The organism is Streptomyces prasinopilosus, from assembly GCF_001419695.1.
In the GTDB taxonomy this organism is placed as follows: Bacteria; Actinomycetota; Actinomycetes; order Streptomycetales; family Streptomycetaceae; genus Streptomyces; species Streptomyces prasinopilosus.
In genome coordinates this window covers 1-18,650 of sequence record NZ_LIRG01000027.1, presented here as the reverse complement: position 1 = coordinate 18,650, position 18,650 = coordinate 1, and the positions used below count along the sequence as shown (strand labels likewise).

Here is an 18,650-nt window from a genome sequence, read left to right as displayed (position 1 = left end):
CCCGCCGTCCGTCGTGTCGGAGGAGCCGCGGCCGGGACGCCGAGGACGGGGTCTTCCCCGCCCCGGGCGAAAGTCCGCGCACGTTCGACCCGCGCATCCTCCGCGAGCGCAGGACGCCGGACCCGCCCGCCCCGCCGGGCCCCCCGGTTCCCGGACGGCCCGGCGGGCGTCGCGTCCTCAGCCCAGCAACCGCTCCAGCACCACCGCGATGCCGTCCTCCTCGTTGGAGGACGTCACCTCGTCGGCCACCGCCCGCAGTTCCCGGTGGGCGTTGGCCATGGCGACGCTGTGCGCGGCCCAGGCGAACATCGGGATGTCGTTGGGCATGTCGCCGAAGGCGATCGTCCCCGCGGCCTTCACCCCGAGCCGGCGGGCGGCCAGGGACAGCCCGGTGGCCTTGGACAGGCCGAGGGGGAGCAGCTCGACGATGCCCTCGCCCGCCATGACGACGGTGACGAAACCGCCCGCGGTGCGGGTGGCCGCCTCGGCGAGTTCGTCGTCGGTGAGGGTCGGGTGCTGTATGTACAGCTTGTTCAGGGGCGCCGACCACAGGTCCGACGCGTCCGTGAGCGGCGCCGAGGGAAGCCGGCCCGTCACCTCGTAGCCGGGACCGACCAGTACCTCACCGTCCAGCCCGTCACGGCTCGCGGCCAGGTACAGCGGGCCGGTCTCCGCCTCGATCTTGGCCAGCGCCACCGCGGCCAGCTGCCGGTCCAGCGTCACCGAGGTGAGCAGCCGGTGCGCCCCGGCGTCGTACACCTGGGCGCCCTGGCCGCAGACGGCGAGGCCCCGGTAGCCCAGGTCGTCGAGGATGGGCCGGGTCCAGGGGACCGCGCGGCCGGTGACGACGATGTGGGCGGCGCCCGCCGCGGTGGCCGCGGCGAGCGCGTCCCGGGTGCGGCGGGAGACCGAGTGGTCGTCACGCAGCAGCGTGCCGTCGAGATCGGTGGCGACGAGGCGGTACGGGAAGGGTGCGCTCACTTGGAAACCGGTTCCAGGAGCTCCCGGCCGCCCAGGTAGGGACGCAGCACCTCGGGGATCCGCACCGAACCGTCGGCCTGCTGGTGGTTCTCCAGGAGGGCCACGATCGTGCGCGGCACGGCGCACAGAGTGCCGTTGAGCGTGGCGAGCGGGCGCACCTGCTTGCCCTCCCGGACACGGATCTGGAGCCGGCGGGACTGGTATTCGGTGCAGTCCGAGGTCGAGGTCAGCTCGCGGTACTTGCCCTGGGTCGGGATCCACGCCTCACAGTCGTACTTCCGCGAGGCGGAGGACCCCAGGTCGCCCGAGGCCACGTCGATCACGCGGAACGGCAGCTCCAGCGACGTCAGCCACTGCTTCTCCCACTCCAGCAGCCGCCGGTGCTCCTCCTGGGACTCCTCCGGAGTGACGTAGGAGAACATCTCGACCTTGTCGAACTGGTGCACGCGGAAGATGCCGCGGGTGTCCTTGCCGTGCGAACCGGCCTCGCGCCGGAAGCAGGGCGAGAAGCCCGCGTAGCGGAGCGGCAGCCGGTCGGCGTCGATGATCTCGTCCATGTGGTAGGCGGCGAGTGCCACCTCGGACGTGCCGACCAGGTAGAGGTCGTCCTTCTCGAGGTGGTAGACGTCCTGGGCCGCCTGCCCGAGGAAGCCGGTGCCCGCCATGGACTGGGGCCGGACCAGGGCCGGGGTCAGCATCGGGGTGAAACCGGCCGCGGTGGCCTGGGCGATCGCGGCGTTCACCAGGGCCAGCTCGAGCAGCGCGCCGACGCCGGTCAGGAAGTAGAAGCGCGACCCGGAGACCTTGGCCCCGCGCTCGACGTCGATGGCGCCGAGGATCTGGCCGAGCTCCAGGTGGTCCTTGGGCTCGAAGCCCTCGGCGCCGAAGTCGCGGGCGGTGCCGTGCGTCTCGAGGGTGACGAAGTCCTCCTCGCCGCCGACGGGGACGTCGGGGTGGACGAGGTTGCTCAGCCTGCCCAGGAGCTCCTGCGTCTCGGCCGCGGCCGCGTCCCGTTCCGCGTCGGCCGCCTTGACGTCGGCCGCGAGGGTGCCGGCCTTCTTCAGCAGCTCGGCCTTCTCGTCACCGGTCGCCTTGGGAATGAGCTTGCCGAGCGCTTTCTGTTCGGCGCGCAGCTCGTCGAAGCGGACGCCGGACGACCTGCGCCGTTCGTCGGCGGACAGGAGGGAGTCGACGAGCGCGACGTCCTCTCCACGGGCGCGCTGCGAAGCGCGCACACGGTCGGGGTCCTCACGGAGCAGGCGAAGGTCAATCACGCGGTCAAGGCTACCGGTGCGCGGTGACGCTTCACGACTCTCCATTCCACCGGAGTCGCCCACGTCCTGTTATGCGGGAATTGCGCAATGTGTCCATGGGAGTGGAGTCGAGGGCACCGTCGGGCGCGCCGGGGCCGGATCGACGGCGGCCAGGAGGGGGGAGGGGGGTCCGCACTCCGGAAAGGGCCGGCTCGCGGGCTGCCCGGTGACTGGAATTCCCTGGGGAGCGGTCATTCGGGGTCTGGTTGTCCACAGGTGTCCACAGGGCGGGGAAAGTTATCCACAGGGTGTGAAGGAAGTCTGTGGATTTCGGAATGACCCGTTCCGGAAGGTGCGGCCAGGGGTGGGGATTCCCGTCGTGAACCCACCCTTACCTCCGCTTTCGGGCGGAAAATGGTCAGCTCAAAGGGGTGGCGAAAGGAAAAGGGGGACGAAGGGGGTCTGCCGGGCCAGCGGGCGCGATCATGGGCGGGGGGAAGATTTGTCGACGGAACGGCACAACACTGTCGACTTGTCCCCGGATCGAGAAGTGGGCCTGTGGATAACTTCTGTGGATAACGAAAATCAGTAAATATGACTGATAGGACTGGAGATCTCAGAACCGGCCGTCCTGGCAGCGCGTCACCCAGTCCGCCGCGGACGCGAATTCCTCGTCCGACGTTCCGGGCAAGGGCTTCCGCACCTCGGCCGGCCCCGCATCGGCCCGCGGGTACGAACCGAGGAAGCGCACCTGGAGGCAGACCCGCTTGAGACCCGTCAGTGTCTCGGCCACCCTGCGGTCCGCGATGTGGCCCTCCGCGTCGATGCAGAAGCAGTAGTTTCCGATACCGGCACCGGTGGGCCGGGACTGGAGCAGCATCAGGTTGACGCCGCGCGTGGCGAATTCGCCCAGCAGATCGCGCAGGCCGCCGGGATGGTCGTCGCGCTGCCACACCACGATGGACGTCTTGTCCGCACCGGTGGGCGCGGCGGGGCGCGCGGGCCGTCCGACCAGGACGAAGCGGGTCTGGGCGTTCTCCGCGTCGTGGATCCCGGTCTCCAGGGCCTCCAGCCCGTACCGGGCCGCCGCGAACTCACCGGCGAAGGCCGCGTCGTACCGGCCCTCCTGCACCAGCCGGGCCCCGTCCGCGTTGGAGGCGGCCGATTCCCAGACGACGTCCGGGAGGTGCTTCTTCAGCCAGTTGCGGACCTGCGGCTGGGCGGCCGGGTGGGCGGTGACGGTCTTGACCTCCGACAGCCTGGTGCCGGGACGGACGAGCAGCGCGAAGGTGATCGACAGCAGCACCTCGCGGTAGATCATCAGCGGGGTGCCCGCGACCAGTTCGTCGAGGGTGGCGGTGATGCCGCCCTCGACGGAGTTCTCGATGGGGACGAAAGCGGCCTCGGCCTCCCCGGCACGTACCGCGTCGAGCGCGGACTGCACGGACACGTACGGGATCAGCTCCCGGGTGGCCACCTCCGGAAGGGTGCGCAGGGCGACTTCGGTGAAGGTGCCCTCGGGGCCGAGATACGCATAGCTCGCTGGCATGACCTCACCCTAATGGGCCCACGCCGGGGGCATCCCCGGATGCCCTCCCGCGAGTGACGTGCGAGCGGCATTCGAGTGGTGCACGGACGGTGTGCGCGTGGGACGGGGGCGGTCTCACCCCTCCAGCAGCCGCTGTCCCACGTACTCGCCCTCCGCCGCACCGCCCGGCACCGCGAACAGCCCGCTCGACTCGTGCCGGATGAACGGCGTGAGCGCGTCCCCCCGGTCGAGCTTGCGCTGCACCGGCACGAAACCGCGCAGCGGGTCGGCCTGCCAGCAGACGAACAGCAGACCCGCGTCCGGCACACCGGCCGCGTCGATGCCGTCGTGGTACGAGAGCGGGCGCCGGAGCATCGCCGCGCCCCCGTTCTGGTCGGGGCGGGTGATCCGGGCGTGGGCGTTGAAGGGGACCACCAGATCGCCCGCGGAGTCCGTCTTCTCCAGGTCCATCGCGGAGGTCTCGGTGCCGCCGGACAGCGGCGCCCCGTCGGACTTGCGGCGGCCGATGACCGCCTCCTGCTCCTTGACCGGGAGCTTCTCCCAGTCGTCGAGCAGCATGCGGATGCGGCGGACGACCACGTAGGAGCCGTTCGCCATCCAGGCGGGCTCGCCGTCCGCCGGTACGAAGATCCTCCGGTCGAAGTCGGGTTCCGACGGCTTGGGGTTGCGTGTGCCGTCGATCTGGCCCATCAGGTTGCGGGCGGTCATCGGGCGGGCGGTGGCGCCGGGTGAGCGGTTGAACCCGTTCATCTGCCAGCGCACCCTGGCCGCCGCGCCGGCGTCCTTCTGCACGGCGCGCAGTGCGTGGAAGGCGACCAGGGCGTCGTGGGCGCCGATCTGCACCCACAGGTCGCCGTTGCTGCGGGCCTTGTCGAGGTGGTCCGAGGAGAAGTCGGGCAGCGGGTCCAGCGCCACCGGGCGCCGCTCCTCCAGTCCGGTGCGGGCGAAGAAGCTGTGGCCGAAGCCGAAGGTGAGGGTCAGCGAGGAGGGGCCGGCGTCCTGCGCCACACCGGTGTCGCCGTCGGCGCTCGGTTCACCGGCCATGAGCCGCCGGGCCGTGTCCGACCAGCGGCGCAGCAGGGCGGCCGCCTCCTTGCGGCCGGCGCCCGGCGCGAGGTCGAACGCGACGAGGTGCCCGCGGGCCGGAAGGCCTTCGGTGATGCCGGGCTGGTGTTTCCCGTGGAACATCACCCGGTCCTCGCCCACGGAGGACAGCGGGGTGGCTCCGGCCGGTGCGGCCGCGTACCCCGCGGCACCGCCCGCGGCACCGAGCACCAGCCCGGTGGCTCCGGCGGTGCCGAGCAGACGGCGCCGGGAGATGCCCTCCCGGGCGACGGGCGGGGCGGCGCCTTCCCGGGGCTGTGGCGCCGCAGGGGTGCGGGCCTCCGGAAGGGACTGGTCAGCCATGGTGGTTCAGCCGATCTGTGCGTTCTTGGAGACGGTCACCTGGTCGATGTCGGAGGTCCGCACGGTCACCTCGACGGTCCAGTCGCCCGCCATGGGGATCTGTACTCCGCTCGCCGACAGGTGTCCGGTGGAGACGCGGTCGGGGACGACGGGCAGCGGTCCGATGTCCTTCGCGGAGAGGGTGAGGGCGACCTTGAGCTCGGGAACGTCGAAGGCCTCGCCGTCCATCCGCTCCACGTACACGTGCAGGGAGTTGCCGCCCACGCGCGCGGGGTCCAGGTCGACGGTGACGACGCCCTTGCCGTCCTTGCCGCCGGTGTCGAACGGCATGTTCAGGGTCACCGCGCCGGTCCCCTGGGCGGAGGAGGACGAGGGCGCCGACGGGACCGAGGACGACGAGGCGGCCCTCTCGGCCTCCTGCTCCGTACGCCCGGGTTCGGTCTGGGTCAGCACGGTGGTGATCGCGAGCAGGACGGCGGCGACACCGGCCTCGGCGAGTACGGAGCGGCGCAGCCCGAAGCGGTTCGGGTCGGCGTCCCGCAGCCGCTTCCGCCGGGCGGCCGCCACGGCGGCCCGCTGCCGGGCGAGCTGCGCGGCCCGCGCGGAGTCCCCGCCGGCCCCGGCTCCGGCTCCCGCGGAGCCCCCGCCGGCCTTGGTCCCGGCCTCCGACTCCTCCGACCGGTCCCCGGCGGCCCCCGTGACCGCCGCGGGCTTCTCCCGTTCGGTGTCGGTGTCGGTGTCGGTGTCGGTGTCGGTGTCGGTGTCGGTGTCGGCCGAGGCCGTGGAGACGGGAGCGGGGGCGGCCGCGGCCGTCTCCGTACCGGCCCCGGTCCTCCCGGTGCCGGTGGCCCCGGCACCCTCCTGCCCCGATTCGCCCCCGGTGGCCGGCGTCTCCGCGGTGTCCTCCCGCTTCTCCCGGAGCGTCCCCGGCGCCCCGGGCTCCGCCAGCCGGGCCGTCCACCTCCGGGAGGCGTACGCGATCCCGACCATGATCACCACGAGCCCGATCTTGAGGAGCAGCAACTGCCCGTACCGGGTGTCGGTGAACGCCGACCAGGAGCCGAGCTGCCGCCAGCTCTGGTAGATCCCGGTGACGACCAGTGCGACCACGCTGCCGAACGCGAGCCGCGAGAACCGCTGGACGGCGGCCGTGTCGACCGCGCTGTCGACGGGTGCGCGGTAGAGCGCGACGAGCAGGGCGGTGAGCCCGCCGAGCCAGGCGGCGACGGCCAGCAGGTGGACGACGTCGACCGGCATCGCGAGGCCCGGCTGGAGTCCCTGGGAGGCGTGCTCGGACATGGCCCAGCTCGCGGCGAGCCCCGCCGCCACGACCGTCCCCCCGACGGCGAGCCCGAGGGACGGGTCGCCCTTCTCCCCGTCGTTCCGCCGGTCCTGGGCGGAGCCGAAGAGCACCGCGATGAACAGCGCCGCCGCGGCGAGCAGCAGCAGCCGTGACACGAGGGCCGCACCGGTCTTGGTCTGGAGCACCCCGCTGAGCAGCGTCAGGTCGAAGACGTCGCCGATCTTCCCGGAGCTCGTGTAGGAACCGCGCAGGAGCAGCAGGGCGAGGGTGGACGCGGTGAGCGTGAGCCATCCGGAGACGACCAGCCGCTGCACCGCCCGGACGCCGGAGCCGCGCCGCCAGCAGGCGAGCACGAAGGCGGCTCCGCCGGCCATGACCACGAACCCGGCGTACGACAGGTACCGTCCGGCGCCGTACAGCGCGCCGACCGGCCCGTCGCCGGGGGACTGCGCGGAGGCTTCGACGGAGGTCTCCGAGGGGGCCCCGACGGAGAAGGTGAAGGCGCCGGCGACGGGATGGCTGTCCGCGGACACCACCTGGTAGGTGACGGTGTAGGTGCCGTCGGGCAGCCCGCCGAGCAGCCGCACGGTGTACGTGGTGCCGCCCGTGCCGGCCGGGGCGCCCTTGTCGACCCGCTCGCCCTTGGGGTCGAGGACGCGCAGGGCGTCGTCGCTCACCGCGACCGGTTCGGAGAAGGTGAGCGAGACCTGGGCGGGGGCCGTCTCGACCACCGCCCCCTGCCGGGGGTCGCTGCCGGTCAGCGCGGCGTGCGCGGAGGCGGGAGCGGCCCCGGCGAGGAGCGCGCCGGTGACGGCCAGGAACAGCAGCACCACTGACCGGACGCGGGGGGCGATGGTCTGGGTCACGGGGGTTTCTCCCTCAGTGTCCGTGCTTCGGGATGTAGGTGGCGGGCTTCACCGGGATCTCGACCGTGACGGGGTCGGAGTGGGCGAAGCGCAGTTCGACGGAGACCTTCTGCCCCTGCTTCGGCCGCCGGGTCAGCTGCTCGAACATCAGGTGGTTGCCGCCGCTCTCGAGCACGAGGCTGCCGTGGGCGGGGATGTCGAGCGCGTCGACCTCCCGCATGGTCCCGTCGACGGTCTCGTGCACGCTGACGCGGTCGGCGGCGTCACTGCTGACCGAGGTCAGCCGGTCGGCGCCGCCGCCCCCGTTGCTGATGACGAGGAAGCCGGCCGCCATGTCCGAGACCGGCTGCGGCATGTACGCGGAGCCGACGGACAGGTCCGCCTCGCCGTCCGAGTCCGGGCCGCCGCAGCCGGCGAGGGCCAGCGTCCCGGCGACGGCCGCCGCCGCGAAGGCGTGCGGCCTGCCGGGGCCCCGCCTCCCCGCGAGCCGTTTCACGGCTTCTCACCCTTGATGATCTTGGGGAGGTCCGCGGTGTAGTCCTCGACGGTGGCGTCCTCGCCGTAGAGGAGGTAGCCGCCGTCGGTCTTCGGGGAGAAGGCGATGACCTGGGTGCCGTGGTCGGAGACGGTCTGGCCCTTGTCGTCCTTGCGCGGCGCGTTGACGGAGATGCCGAGGGTGCGGGCGCCGGCCTGGATCGTGTCGAAGTCGCCGGTGAGGCCGACGACCTGGGGGTCGATGCCCTTGAGCCACTTGCCGAGCGCGGCGGAGGTGTCCCGCTCGGGGTCGGTGGTGACGAACACGATCCGCAGCTCGTCCTGCTGGTCCCGGGGCAGCTGCTTCTTGGCCACCGCGAGGTTGTTCATGGTCAGCGGGCAGACGTCGGGGCAGTGCGTGTAGCCGAAGTAGACCAGCGTGGGCTTGCCGGCGGTCTCCGCGCGGAAGTCGTACTTCTCGCCCTGCGTGTCGGTGAGGACGAGGTCCGGCTTCTCGAACGGCTTGTCGAGGGCCGTCGCGGCCTTCTCCGCGCCGGGCTCCTCGGAAACGATGGCGATGGGGTCGCCGCCGTCTCCGTCGCCGCTGCCGCAGGCGGAGAGGGTCAGGGTGGCGGCGGCGAGCAGGGCCGCCGCCGCGAGGGTCTTCTTGCGCATGATGGTGTCCAGGAAGTAGGTGCTCCGGCACGCACCGGGGTTCCACCGGGCCGGGGAGCCCCGGTGCGTGCCGTTGAACGGGGGAGGCTCAGGCGTCGGCGCGCCGACGCCCGGCGAGTACGCCGTAGGCGACACCCGCGGCGCCGACCACGATGCCGACGACGCCCAGGACCCGGGCGGTGGTGTCCGTACCGTCCGCGTCACCGGAGTCGGCCGCCGCGGCGGTCTCCGCGGAGGTGTTCTCGGCGTCCTCGTCGGACTCGGCCGCACCGTCCGACGCGCCGTGCGAGTGACCGTCGCCGGAGGCTTCGGCCAGGGCGAGCACGGGGGCCGGGTAGTCGGGCTCCTCCTGGCCCTCCCGCGGCACCTCGATCCAGCGGACGACCTCCTTGGTGGAGTACGTCTGCAGCGCCTTGAAGACCAGTTCGTCGGCGTCCTCGGGCAGGGTGCCGACGGACACCGGGAACTTCTGGAAGAAGCCGGGCTCGATGCCGTCGCCGTCGGCGGTCCAGGTGACCTTGGTGACGGCCTCGTCGATCTTCTTGCCGTGCATCTCCAGCGGCTTGTCCAGCTTGGACTTGGTGACCTTGACGTCCCAGCCGTCGACCGGCTGCGGCATCACGGAGGCCAGCGGGTGGTCGGTCGGGAAGGTCACCTCGAGCTTGGTCGTCGACGCGTTGTCGCGCTCGTTGGGAACCTTGAAGTTCACGACCGCGTAACCGCCCTTGGCGGCCTCGCCCTCGGGCTGCACGCTGACGTGCGCGAAGGCGGGGGCGGACAGGGTGAGGACGGCGACACCGGCGAGGGCGCCGACGGCGGCGATACGGGAAGCCTTCATGGCAGAAGCACTCCGCTTCGGTTGGTTTCACTGACGGTGAGGGAACCGCGTACGGCGCGTACCGCCTGCCCGTCGGCTGCGGCCGTGCCACGGACGACTCGTCGTACCGGGGACGTGCGGGCGAAGCGGGCGGGAAGTACGCGGGAAGCGCGCGGGGACACGCGGAAAGCGGACGCACACGCGCGTGCCGCGCCGGGGCGCACGGAGCGCCCCCTCCTCGTCCGGGGCGCCGGAGGTCCGGCGGCCCGGTGGTCGTGAAGGAGCGGCCCGGTCGTCTCAGGCGGCGAGGGCGAGTGCGGTGGCGCCCGGGGGCGGGCCCCGGCGGATCACCGTGTGCTGGAGTGCGGTGGTGCAAGGTGCGGACGGGACGGCCGGTACGGTGCGCAACCGGCGCGGCGACACCCGGGGAGCCCCGGGAAGACCCGCGCGCAGGGCACGCACCAGAGCGAGTGCCGCGCGCAGGGACCGTACGAGGGCGCCCTCGGCGACGCCGTGCGCCGACAGTTCGGCGAGCCGCAGCAGAGCCAGGTCGCCGCGGCGCAGCAGCCAGCCGGTGGCGAGTGCCGTGAGGACGTGCACGAGCAGCATCGGCAGGGACGGCAGCAGCGGCATCGCCGAGGCCGCGGCCGACGGGTCCGCGGCCAGGGCCTGCCCCCCGTGGGTGCCGCCGGCCGCGCTCCCCGTACCGGTCGTGCCGGGGTGGACCCGGGCGTCGGTGAGGATGCGCTGCGCCTGCGCGGGGCTGAGGGCCGTCGTGCCGGTGCCGCACATCAGCCGGGCCGCCTGCTCGATCAGCGAGGCGTCGGACAGGGAGCCGGACACGGACGACGACGCGTTCGCGGAGGTCGTGGCGCCGTGCTGGCCGATGCCGAACAGGGTGTGCAGCACCGTCTGGCAGACCGCCAGCGGGACGGCGACGCCCGGAAGGGACCGCGCGCGTCCGGCGAGCGGTACCGAGACCGCGAACGTGCCGAGGAATCCGACGCCCAGGGTCCACAGCGGAACCGCGGCGTGGGAGGCGAGCGAGTGACCTGCCCCGGCCAGCACGACGCAGACCGCGGCGAACACCGCGGCCCGCAGTATCCGGAGTCCGGGTCCGGAGCGCACCGTGCACGGGTGGGGGGCAGTCATGGCGGGCCCATCATCCCACTGGAGCTCCGGTCGCCGTACGGCAGGTCCGCAAGGAGAGCTACGACCGGAAGATCACATTTGTTCGAGGTGCCCTACATACACCGGTCGGCGCCGTAACGCACCCGCCGTATGGGGGTTATCACGTCAACGGCACGCTTACAAGTGTGTACGCAGGGCAATAGGTAACGGTATGTCGAGCCGCGGCCGGGAGGCTGGAGCATGAGCATCTGGTGGTCACTCCATCTGCGCCGTGACGCCGCGAGCGTGCCGCTCGCGCGTCGCCTCCTCCTCGGCGCGATGGAGACCGCGGGCGTCGACCCCGACATCTCCTACGACCTCTCCGTCGCCCTCACCGAGGCCTGCGCGAACGCCGTCGAGCACGGTGGGGGCGCCGCCCGGGGCGCGCCTTCGGAGGCGTACCGGGTGACCGCCTATCTCGAGGGCGAGAAGTGCCGTATCGAGGTCGCCGACGAGGGCCCCGGCTTTCCCGCCGCGGCCGGCGACCGCGCCCGTCCGCCGGTCCGCCCCGCGCCCCACGACGCGGAACACGGCCGCGGCCTCTGCCTCATCCAGGAACTCGCCGATCACGTCCACATCGACAGCAGGCCCGGCCGGAACGGTGCCGTGGTGAGCTTCGACAAGATCCTCAAATGGCGGAAGGGCGCCCCGCTGATGGCGGTGTGACCCCACCGGCGGGCCGGCGGACCGACGGGCCGGTGGGCTGATGGACCGGGCCGGCACGCGGAAGCACACCGCACCCGAACGCGCCGCACCCGAGCACACCGCGTCCGATCGCACGGTGGCCGGCACCCCGCGGGGGGTGCCGGCCACCTACGCGCAGCGGTCCGTGGAGCGGTTCGTCGCTCCTCGGGCGGTGATCAGCCCTTGAGGGACGCCATCCACGCCTCGACCTCGTCCGAGCGCCTGGGCAGCGCGGCGGAGAGGTTCCGGTTGCCGTCCTCGGTCACCAGGATGTCGTCCTCGATGCGGACGCCGATGCCCCGGTACTCCTCGGGCACGGTCAGGTCGTCGGCCTGGAAGTACAGGCCCGGTTCGACCGTGAGCACCATGCCCGGCTCCAGCGTGCCGTCGACGTACGTCTCGGTACGGGCGACCGCGCAGTCGTGGACGTCCATGCCGAGCATGTGGCCGGTGCCGTGCAGCGTCCAGCGGCGCTGCAGGCCCAGCTCCAGCACCCGCTCCACCGCACCCTCGACCAGGCCCCACTCGACGAGCCGCTCGGCCAGGACCCGCTGGGCGGCGTCGTGGAAGTCCCGGTACTTGGCGCCGGGCTTCACCGCCGCGATACCGGCCTCCTGGGCGTCGTACACGGCGTCGTAGATCTTCTTCTGCAGCGCGCTGTAGGTGCCGTCGATCGGCAGCGTACGGGTGACGTCCGCCGTGTAGTAGGTGTGCGTCTCGACACCGGCGTCGAGCAGCAGCAGGTCGCCGGAGCGGACCGGGCCGTCGTTGCGCACCCAGTGCAGGGTGGTGGCGTGCGGGCCGGCGGCGCAGATGGAGCCGTAGCCGACGTCGTTGCCCTCGACCCGTGCGCGCAGGAAGAACGTGCCTTCGATGTAGCGCTCGCTGGTGGCCTCGGCCTTGTCGAGGATCTTCACGACGTCCTCGAAGCCGCGCACGGTGGAGTCGACGGCCTTCTGCAGTTCGCCGACCTCGAAGGCGTCCTTGACCAGCCGCGCCTCGGAGAGGAAGACGCGCAGCTCCTCGTCGCGTTCGGCGGTGACCTTGTCGGTCAGCGCCGCCTCGATGCCGGCGTCGTGCCCCCGTACGACGCGCACCGGCCCGGTGGCCTCGCGCAGGGCACCGGCCAGCTCGCGCACGTCGGCGGCGGGGATGCCGTACCGCTTCTCGGCCTCGGCGAGCGAGTGGCGGCGGCCGACCCACAGCTCGCCCTGGCCGTCCAGCCAGAACTCGCCGTTCTCCCGGTTCGAGCGCGGCAGGAGGTAGATCGTCTCCTGGTGGCCGTCGGCCGTCGGCTCCAGGACGAGGACCCCGTCCTCGGTCTGGTTGCCGGTGAGGTAGGCGTACTCGACCGAGGCGCGGAAGGCGTACTCGGTGTCGTTGGACCGCGTCTTCAGGTTGCCCGCGGGGACGACCAGGCGCTCGCCGGGGAAGCGCGCGGACAGCGCGGCGCGGCGGGCGGCGGTCTCCGCCACCTGGGGGATCGGCTCGAGGTCGCGCAGTTCGGTGTCGGCCCAGCCGCTCTTCATGTTCTCGGCCAGCTCGTCGGACACGCCGGGGTACAGGCCGTTCTTGCGCTGCTTGACGGGCTCTTCCTCGCCGGCCTCCCGGTCCGCCGCGGCTTCCGGTCCCTCCGGGCCCGGCGTACCGGCGGCCTCGTCGAACGCGGTCGGGAGCTCTTCTGCCACAGCGGTCATCCTCCTCGGTAAGGCTCTGGACCTCCCCCAGGGTGTCGGCTTCGTCCGGGCCGGGGGACCTCCTCCATCGTACGGTTACCGGCGAAACGGTCACGGGGGGGAAGCGCCCGTTACCGAGGACGCGCGGAGGGTGACGTGAGGAAGCCGCCGGCACGGGGCGCGCGGCACGGGCGCGGGCGTCCGGTGGCGAACCGGCACGCTCCCGCCCGGCTCCGCACTGCTCGGCCCGCCTCCGCCTCCCGCTCGCCCGGAGGACCGCTCGGGGCGGCTACTCGAACCGTGCGGCCAGCAGGACGACGTCCTCCGTGGAGTCGGTCGGCCCCGTGCCCTCGGGCAGCACGGTGCGCAGGATGTGATCGGCGATCGCGCCGGGATCGCGCCGCAGTGCCTGGGGCACCCCGGCGGCAGCCGCGTGCAGGCGCGCGAAGGCACGGTCGGCGGGGTCGCCGGTGCGGTGCAGCAGCCCGTCGGTGTAGAGCAGAACCGTCTCTCCCGGTTCCGCCTGGACCTCCACGCTCGGGGCCTCCCAGCAGGCGAGCATGCCCAGGGGTGCCGAGACCGACGTCTCCGCGAACTCCGTGCGGTGCTCGCCGAGCAGCAGCGGCGGACTGTGCCCGGCGCCGGCCAGCGTGATCCTGCGCAGCGCGGGCTCGCAGTAGCCGAACAGCGCGGTGGCCGACCGGGCCGGTTCGGTGAGCCTCAGCAGCAGTTCCAGGTCGGACAGGACGGCGACCGGGTCCTCCCCCTCCATCACGGCGTACGCGCGCAGGGAGGCCCGCAGCCGCCCCATCGCGGCGACCGCGCTCGGCCCGGCCCCGGTGACGGACCCCACGGCGAGGCCGAGGGCGGCGTCCGGCAGCGGCAGCGCGTCGTACCAGTCGCCGCCTCCCTGGGGGGAGGAGCGGTGCCGGGCGGCGAGCTGCACACCGGGGACCCGGGGCAGGCGCGAGGGGAGGAGTTCCTCGGACAGGGTGGCCAGGGAGGCCCGCGCGCGTTCGAGTTCCAGGAGGCGGGCCAGGTGCCCGGCGGCGTACCGGGCGTAGAGACCGATGAGGTGCCGCTGGCGCTGCGACGGCTCGGCGGGCTCGTCGTAGAGCCACACCGCGGCGCCCAGGCGCCGCGCCGTCCACGTGGTGTCCGTGCCGGCCGCGGCCCCGGGGGTGAGGGGCAGCGTATAGCTCGCGGCGTAGCCGAGGCGGGCGGCGACCTCCCGGTGCCGGGGGTCGAGCCCCTCCTCGGCGAGCAGGTCGGGCACGGCGACGCCGTCGGCGCCGGGCGGTCCGTCCAGGATCCTGCCGTAGGGTGCCGCGCTGCGCGGGATCGTCTCGATGTGCCCGAGATCGGCGCGGGCCAGCCCGAGGCCGACCGTGGTCTCCGGGCCGCGGCCGTCGGGTGGTTCCAGGACGACGAGACCGCGCCGGGCACCCACCAGGGCGGCACCGGCGCGCAGCAGTTCCTGGAGCGCCTCGTCGAGGGAGTTCGTGCGGGCCAGGCGTTCGGTCAGCTCGTGGAGGGTCGTGAGGTCGGAGACCCATCCCGCGAGCCGGTCCTGCAGAAGTGCACCCGGGGCGCTCTGGGGGTTTGCCGGGACGGTCGGGGAGGTACCCGTAGCAACGGACGCGACAGTGTGCGCGGGGGCCGGAACCGTTGAATCGATTCCAGCCACTTTCGGAGGGTGCGGGGCGTTCATGGCGTCCGGCTTTTCCACCGGTACGAACTGCTCAAAAGCATCGCAAACCCCCATGTCGTCCTGCGTCGCCGGCAGTGTCTCCACATGTACACGTTCTCGTGAGGAGATGTCCAGCATTGTCCTGCTGGTATTCCTGGTGTCCGTGGGTCCGGAGGGAAAACGGAGGGAACTCGCTCCCACCCCCTTGCCGAAAATGAAACTTGGCTTGAAACTGCCTCAAGGGAAGGCCGATTGCGATCGACTGGGCTCGCTCGACGGAGCGTCACAGCGGTCGTGATGGGTACGTACTCGGAGAAGGCCAGGGGTGGTTGGGAATCACCCGGGAACCTGGCGACGGACCCGGGCGTCTTAACCACCGACGACCGTGCCCCATCCTCCCGTGGCGGAGGCGAAGAGAAACGCGCGCGACGGTAAACGCCAGACTTCGCCACCCCTACGCCACCCCGTGCTTCCGATCGATGCGGCGGGGGTGGCACGGCCACGGAGGCAGCAGTCCTTGTTCGGCCCGTAGGGGCTCCCCCTGTCCGGTACAGGGGTGTGATGCGCCAACAGGTACGCACAGTAGGTACGCACAGTGCAGTGATCGACACATGTTGTGATGTGGACCACGGTGTTGCCAGGCGTGCAACGGAAAGGAACGAGCGCTCATGCGCGAGATCCTCGGAAGGCGACGCGGGCCCCTGTCCCGGCGAGGCGACGGCGGGCCCCGGCTGATGGAAGCGGCCCTGACCTTCGCCTCGGACTGGCGGTGGCCGGTGCTCCCGGGTGTGGCGGCGGATCCGCGGGGCGGGTCCCGCTGCGGCTGCCCGGACCCCGAATGCACGGTGCCGGGCGCCCACCCCTTCGACCCCGGGCTCCTGGCCGCCACCACCGACGCGCGCATGGTGCGCTGGTGGTGGGGCAACCGGCCCGCGGCGCCCGTCATCCTGGCCACCGGGGGCGGGGCGCCCTGCGCGGTGTCCCTGCCCGCGGCGCCGGCGGCCCAGGCCCTGGACGCCCTCGACCGGCTCGGTATGCGGCTCGGTCCGGTCGTCGCCTCGGCGGACCGCTGGTCGATCCTGGTCAAGCCGTACTCCCTGGAGCAACTGGGCGAGCTGCTGTACGCCAAGGACTTCGTCCCCGGCTCCCTCCGCTTTCACGGCGAGGGCGGCTACCTCGCCCTGCCCCCGTCCGTCACCGGCCTGGGGGAGGTCCGCTGGGAGCGTGCGCCGCTGCCCGGCTCGGCCTCGCCCTGGGTGCCCGACGTCGAGGCCGTGGTGGACGCCGTGGTCGAGGCCCTCACCCGCACGGGTGTGAGCGCGCCGGAGAAGTAGCGGTCGGCGGCGGGCGCGGCATGTGGCACCCCCCGCCCCGGCGCGGCGTCCGCCGGGAACCGCCGGTCGGTATCCGACTGCGTTCCGTGAAGAGGGGCGGACACGGAAAGACCCGGTTGCTGGCGACGGGGGATGCACCAGCAACCGGGCTACGGGAACGGTAACAAGAGATCGGCTGTTAGCAAATTCGGTCTCGGCTTTTCCGGTCACCGACTGGCTTGTCTCCGCCGGCACGGCGGGGCGACACGCCCGTGCCTCAGCTGAGGGTGACCTGACGGTTGGTCAGTCCACCGCGTGCGCGGCGCTCGTCGGAGGTGAGCGGGGCGTCGGCGGCCAGGGCCTCGGCGAGGCGCTCGGCGAACTCGGCGGCCGGCTTCTCCACGTCCTCGGCGCCGACCCCGGTGGGCAGGTCCCAGACCGGCACGGTGAGTCCGTGGGCGCGGAAGGAGCCCACGAGGCGGGTCCCCTCGCCGAGGGAGGAGCGGCCCGCCGCGTGCAGCCGCGCCAAAGCGTCCAGAAGCCGCTCCTCGGAGTGCGGCATGACCCACCGCAGATGGTTCTTCTCGGGCGTCTCGCACCAGTACGCGGAGTCCACGCCCGAGAGCTTGACGGTCGGGATGGCCGCCGAGTTGGCCCGTTCCAGGGAGGCGGCCACCTCCGGGGTGGCGTTCTCCGGGTCGGGCACCCAGAACTCGAAGCCGCTGTGCACCACCGGCTCGAACGCGCCCTCGGGGTCGAGGAGGTCCTGCAGCCGGGGCCCGTCGGCCGGAGCGCGGCGGGCCTGCACCGGGCTGCCCGGATCGGCGACGAGCGCGCGCCGGAGGGTGTCGGCGAGGTCGCGGCTGATGTCGCCGGACGACGTGTCGTTCTGCAGGCCGAGGAGGACCGAGCCGTCCTCGCGGCGCAGCGCGGGCCAGGCCATCGGCAGCACGGTGGCCAGGGTGACCGACGGGACGCCGTCGGGCAGGCCGTCCTTGAGGGGCAGCTCGACGGTGGCCGCCGGCACCAGTTCGCGCAGCGCCACCCAGTCGCACTCACCCGGCAGCCCCTCGAACGGGCGGTGCACCAGCTCCGTCACGGCGTGCGCGGTGGCACGGCCGTGACAGGCCTTGTAGCGACGGCCGCTGCCGCAGGGGCAGGGCTCGCGGGCACCGACGACCGGAAAGTTCCCGTCAGCGCCTGCGGCGCGGGCTCCGTCCGTAAGCTGCGGGCGCTTGGCCTTGGTCTGAGGGCGCTTCTTGGCCATCGTGGGTGTCTCCCGGTTACGGCTCGTCTCGTACGGGCGGGAGCCTAGCCGTTCACGACGCGGCCGACGGGACCCTGTGGGCAACATGCCGACCGGGGGCGACGCGCGAGCCGTCCGGGGCCGCCCCGCCCGGGTCCGGGACCCGGGCGGGGCGGCCCCGAGGCAACCGCGGGACGGCCGTGAGGCGGCCGACGGGCGCCGGCAGCGGACGACCGCGCGGAGTCGTCGTGGGCCGGGGAACCGCCGCGCGTGCGCCGTCGGACGAGGTCAGTCGAGGCGCTCGAAAGCGTCCGCGAACTCCAGGCCGGACAGTTCGGACACCGAGGACGCCGTCACCCGTGCGGCGAAGTCGTCGCGCCGGTGTCCGGCGTCCGGGTCGTGCACGTCGTCGTGGACGACGGCCCACACCGTGACCTCGCCCGGTACCTCCTCGCGTACGCCCCAGTCGTCGGCCAGCGCCGTGATGATGTTCAGCCCCCGGCCGCCGTGCGCGGTGACCGACGGGGTCGCCGGTGCCGGCCGGGTCGGGCCTCCGCCGTCCGTGACCTCCACGACCAGCCGGCCGCAGGGCTCCACCTCCCAGGCCGCGCGGACGTCGCCGTCCCCGGCCAGGGCGTCGCCCAGGGGTCTGCCGTGTCTGCACGCGTTGCTCAGCAGTTCGGAAAGGATCAGTACGGCATCGTCGATGACCGTGTCCGCCACCCCGCCGTCGCGCAGCTGCAGGCGCATGCGGCGCCTCGCTTTCCCCACGCCCGCAGGGCCATGGGGTACGGCCATGCTCGACGACGTGGACACCTCCCGTGCCACCATCAACGCCACCCCCGAAACCTCCTTCGCCCCACGCCACGGTGTGAATGCCCCATGCGTCCGAACCGGAAACCGGCCCATCCGCACGCGGTGACGCACTCGAAACGATCGAGCACGCACCGAATGCGCCGGAGCACTCCTCGTGGCCGAGTGGCTGGATTCATTCGATGTGGCCGAGATGTGAGGATGGAACGAAAGGGGGGCCCTGGTCAAGAGCGCTGTGCCGGGCGGGACGGGCCGCAGGGCCGGTCCACCCCGTCCCGTTCAGCGGCCGAGCTGGTCGAGCACCGCGCGGGGGCGGTTGGTGATGATGGCGTCGACCCCGAGCCCGACGCAGGCGTCCACGTCCCGGGGATCGTTCACGGTCCACACGTGCACCTGGTGGCCGGACCGCTTCAGGCGTTCGATGTACGCGGGGTGGCTGCGGACGATCCGGATCGAGGGGCCCGCGATCGACACCCCCTCCGGCAGCCGTCCGTCGCGCAGGCGGGGCGAGACGAACTGCATGAGGTGGACCGTCGGCAGGGTGGGCGAGGCGGCGTGCACGCGGTGCAGCGACCGCGCGGAGAAGCTCATCACGCGTACCGGGGACTCCTCGGGAGAGCCGGGCGCGTCCAGGCCGAACCTCCTCAGCAGGAGCAGCAGCCGTTCCTCCACCTGCCCCGCCCACCGTGTGGGGTGCTTGGTCTCGATCGCCAGCTCCACCCGCCGGCCGGCG

General features: G+C 72.8%; 16 protein-coding genes. 2 read left to right on the top strand and 14 right to left on the bottom strand.

Annotated features, from left to right (window positions below; genetic code table 11):
* Positions 1-177: 177 nt before the first annotated feature.
* The 9 genes from AOK18_RS01765 to AOK18_RS01725 form a co-directional block, all read right to left on the bottom strand.
* Positions 178-981 carry an HAD family hydrolase gene (locus AOK18_RS01765; RefSeq protein WP_055570965.1) on the bottom strand — a complete coding sequence of 268 codons (804 nt, stop codon included), beginning with the start codon at positions 979-981 and terminating at the stop codon, positions 178-180.
* Positions 978-2,255, bottom strand: coding sequence for a serine--tRNA ligase (serS, locus tag AOK18_RS01760; protein ID WP_055693098.1), 1,278 nt, complete (start codon positions 2,253-2,255; stop codon positions 978-980). The genes AOK18_RS01765 and serS overlap by 4 nt, the downstream gene beginning before the upstream one ends.
* A 595-nt stretch (positions 2,256-2,850) precedes the next feature.
* The gene (gene pheA, locus AOK18_RS01755) at positions 2,851-3,783 is read right to left on the bottom strand and encodes a prephenate dehydratase (RefSeq protein WP_055570967.1); all 933 of its coding nucleotides are present in this window, start codon (positions 3,781-3,783) and stop codon (positions 2,851-2,853) included.
* 114 nt (positions 3,784-3,897) lie between these two features.
* Positions 3,898-5,190 (bottom strand): iron uptake transporter deferrochelatase/peroxidase subunit, encoded by a 1,293-nt coding sequence (gene efeB / locus AOK18_RS01750; protein ID WP_055693097.1) that lies wholly within the window; start codon positions 5,188-5,190, stop codon positions 3,898-3,900.
* A gap of 6 nt (positions 5,191-5,196) precedes the next feature.
* Entirely contained in the window at positions 5,197-7,359 is a 2,163-nt protein-coding gene (locus AOK18_RS01745; RefSeq protein WP_055693096.1) for a copper resistance CopC/CopD family protein, read from the bottom strand.
* 13 nt (positions 7,360-7,372) lie between these two features.
* The gene (locus AOK18_RS01740) at positions 7,373-7,855 is read right to left on the bottom strand and encodes a copper chaperone PCu(A)C (RefSeq protein WP_055570970.1); all 483 of its coding nucleotides are present in this window, start codon (positions 7,853-7,855) and stop codon (positions 7,373-7,375) included.
* Positions 7,852-8,508, bottom strand: coding sequence for an SCO family protein (locus AOK18_RS01735; RefSeq protein ID WP_055693107.1), 657 nt, complete (start codon positions 8,506-8,508; stop codon positions 7,852-7,854). Before AOK18_RS01735 ends, AOK18_RS01740 begins: the two co-directional genes overlap by 4 nt.
* An 88-nt stretch (positions 8,509-8,596) precedes the next feature.
* Entirely contained in the window at positions 8,597-9,346 is a 750-nt protein-coding gene (locus tag AOK18_RS01730) for a YcnI family copper-binding membrane protein (RefSeq protein ID WP_055693095.1), read from the bottom strand.
* Positions 9,347-9,622: 276 nt separating this feature from the next.
* Complete coding sequence (locus AOK18_RS01725; protein ID WP_055693094.1) at positions 9,623-10,477, bottom strand: hypothetical protein; 855 nt, start codon at positions 10,475-10,477, stop codon at positions 9,623-9,625.
* Between the two features lie 219 nt (positions 10,478-10,696).
* Between AOK18_RS01725 and AOK18_RS01720 the strand changes: the two genes are divergently transcribed.
* Positions 10,697-11,161: an ATP-binding protein gene (locus AOK18_RS01720; RefSeq protein WP_055570973.1), complete on the top strand. Its 465-nt coding sequence runs from the start codon at positions 10,697-10,699 to the stop codon at positions 11,159-11,161.
* Between the two features lie 194 nt (positions 11,162-11,355).
* On the opposite strand, the gene AOK18_RS01715 is transcribed toward AOK18_RS01720, so the two are convergent.
* On the bottom strand, positions 11,356-12,876 hold the full coding sequence (locus AOK18_RS01715) for an aminopeptidase P family protein (protein WP_240503018.1): 1,521 nt from the start codon (positions 12,874-12,876) through the stop codon (positions 11,356-11,358).
* A gap of 268 nt (positions 12,877-13,144) precedes the next feature.
* A complete protein-coding gene (locus AOK18_RS01710) occupies positions 13,145-14,683 on the bottom strand; it encodes a PP2C family protein-serine/threonine phosphatase (RefSeq protein ID WP_074995182.1) in 1,539 nt (512 codons plus the stop codon).
* A 530-nt stretch (positions 14,684-15,213) separates the two neighbouring features.
* On the opposite strand from AOK18_RS01710, the gene AOK18_RS01705 reads away from it, so the two are divergent.
* A complete protein-coding gene (locus AOK18_RS01705) occupies positions 15,214-15,879 on the top strand; it encodes a bifunctional DNA primase/polymerase (protein ID WP_055570976.1) in 666 nt (221 codons plus the stop codon).
* A gap of 256 nt (positions 15,880-16,135) precedes the next feature.
* Here the strand turns inward: AOK18_RS01705 and AOK18_RS01700 are convergent, their stop codons facing one another.
* The 3 genes from AOK18_RS01700 to AOK18_RS01690 form a co-directional block, all read right to left on the bottom strand.
* On the bottom strand, positions 16,136-17,125 hold the full coding sequence (locus tag AOK18_RS01700; RefSeq protein WP_055693092.1) for a DUF5926 family protein: 990 nt from the start codon (positions 17,123-17,125) through the stop codon (positions 16,136-16,138).
* Positions 17,126-17,392: 267 nt separating this feature from the next.
* Positions 17,393-18,031 (bottom strand): ATP-binding protein, encoded by a 639-nt coding sequence (locus AOK18_RS01695; protein ID WP_055570978.1) that lies wholly within the window; start codon positions 18,029-18,031, stop codon positions 17,393-17,395.
* A 165-nt stretch (positions 18,032-18,196) separates the two neighbouring features.
* On the bottom strand, positions 18,197-18,650 hold a 454-nt coding region (locus AOK18_RS01690), incomplete at its 5' end, for a glycerophosphodiester phosphodiesterase family protein (RefSeq protein WP_276205331.1).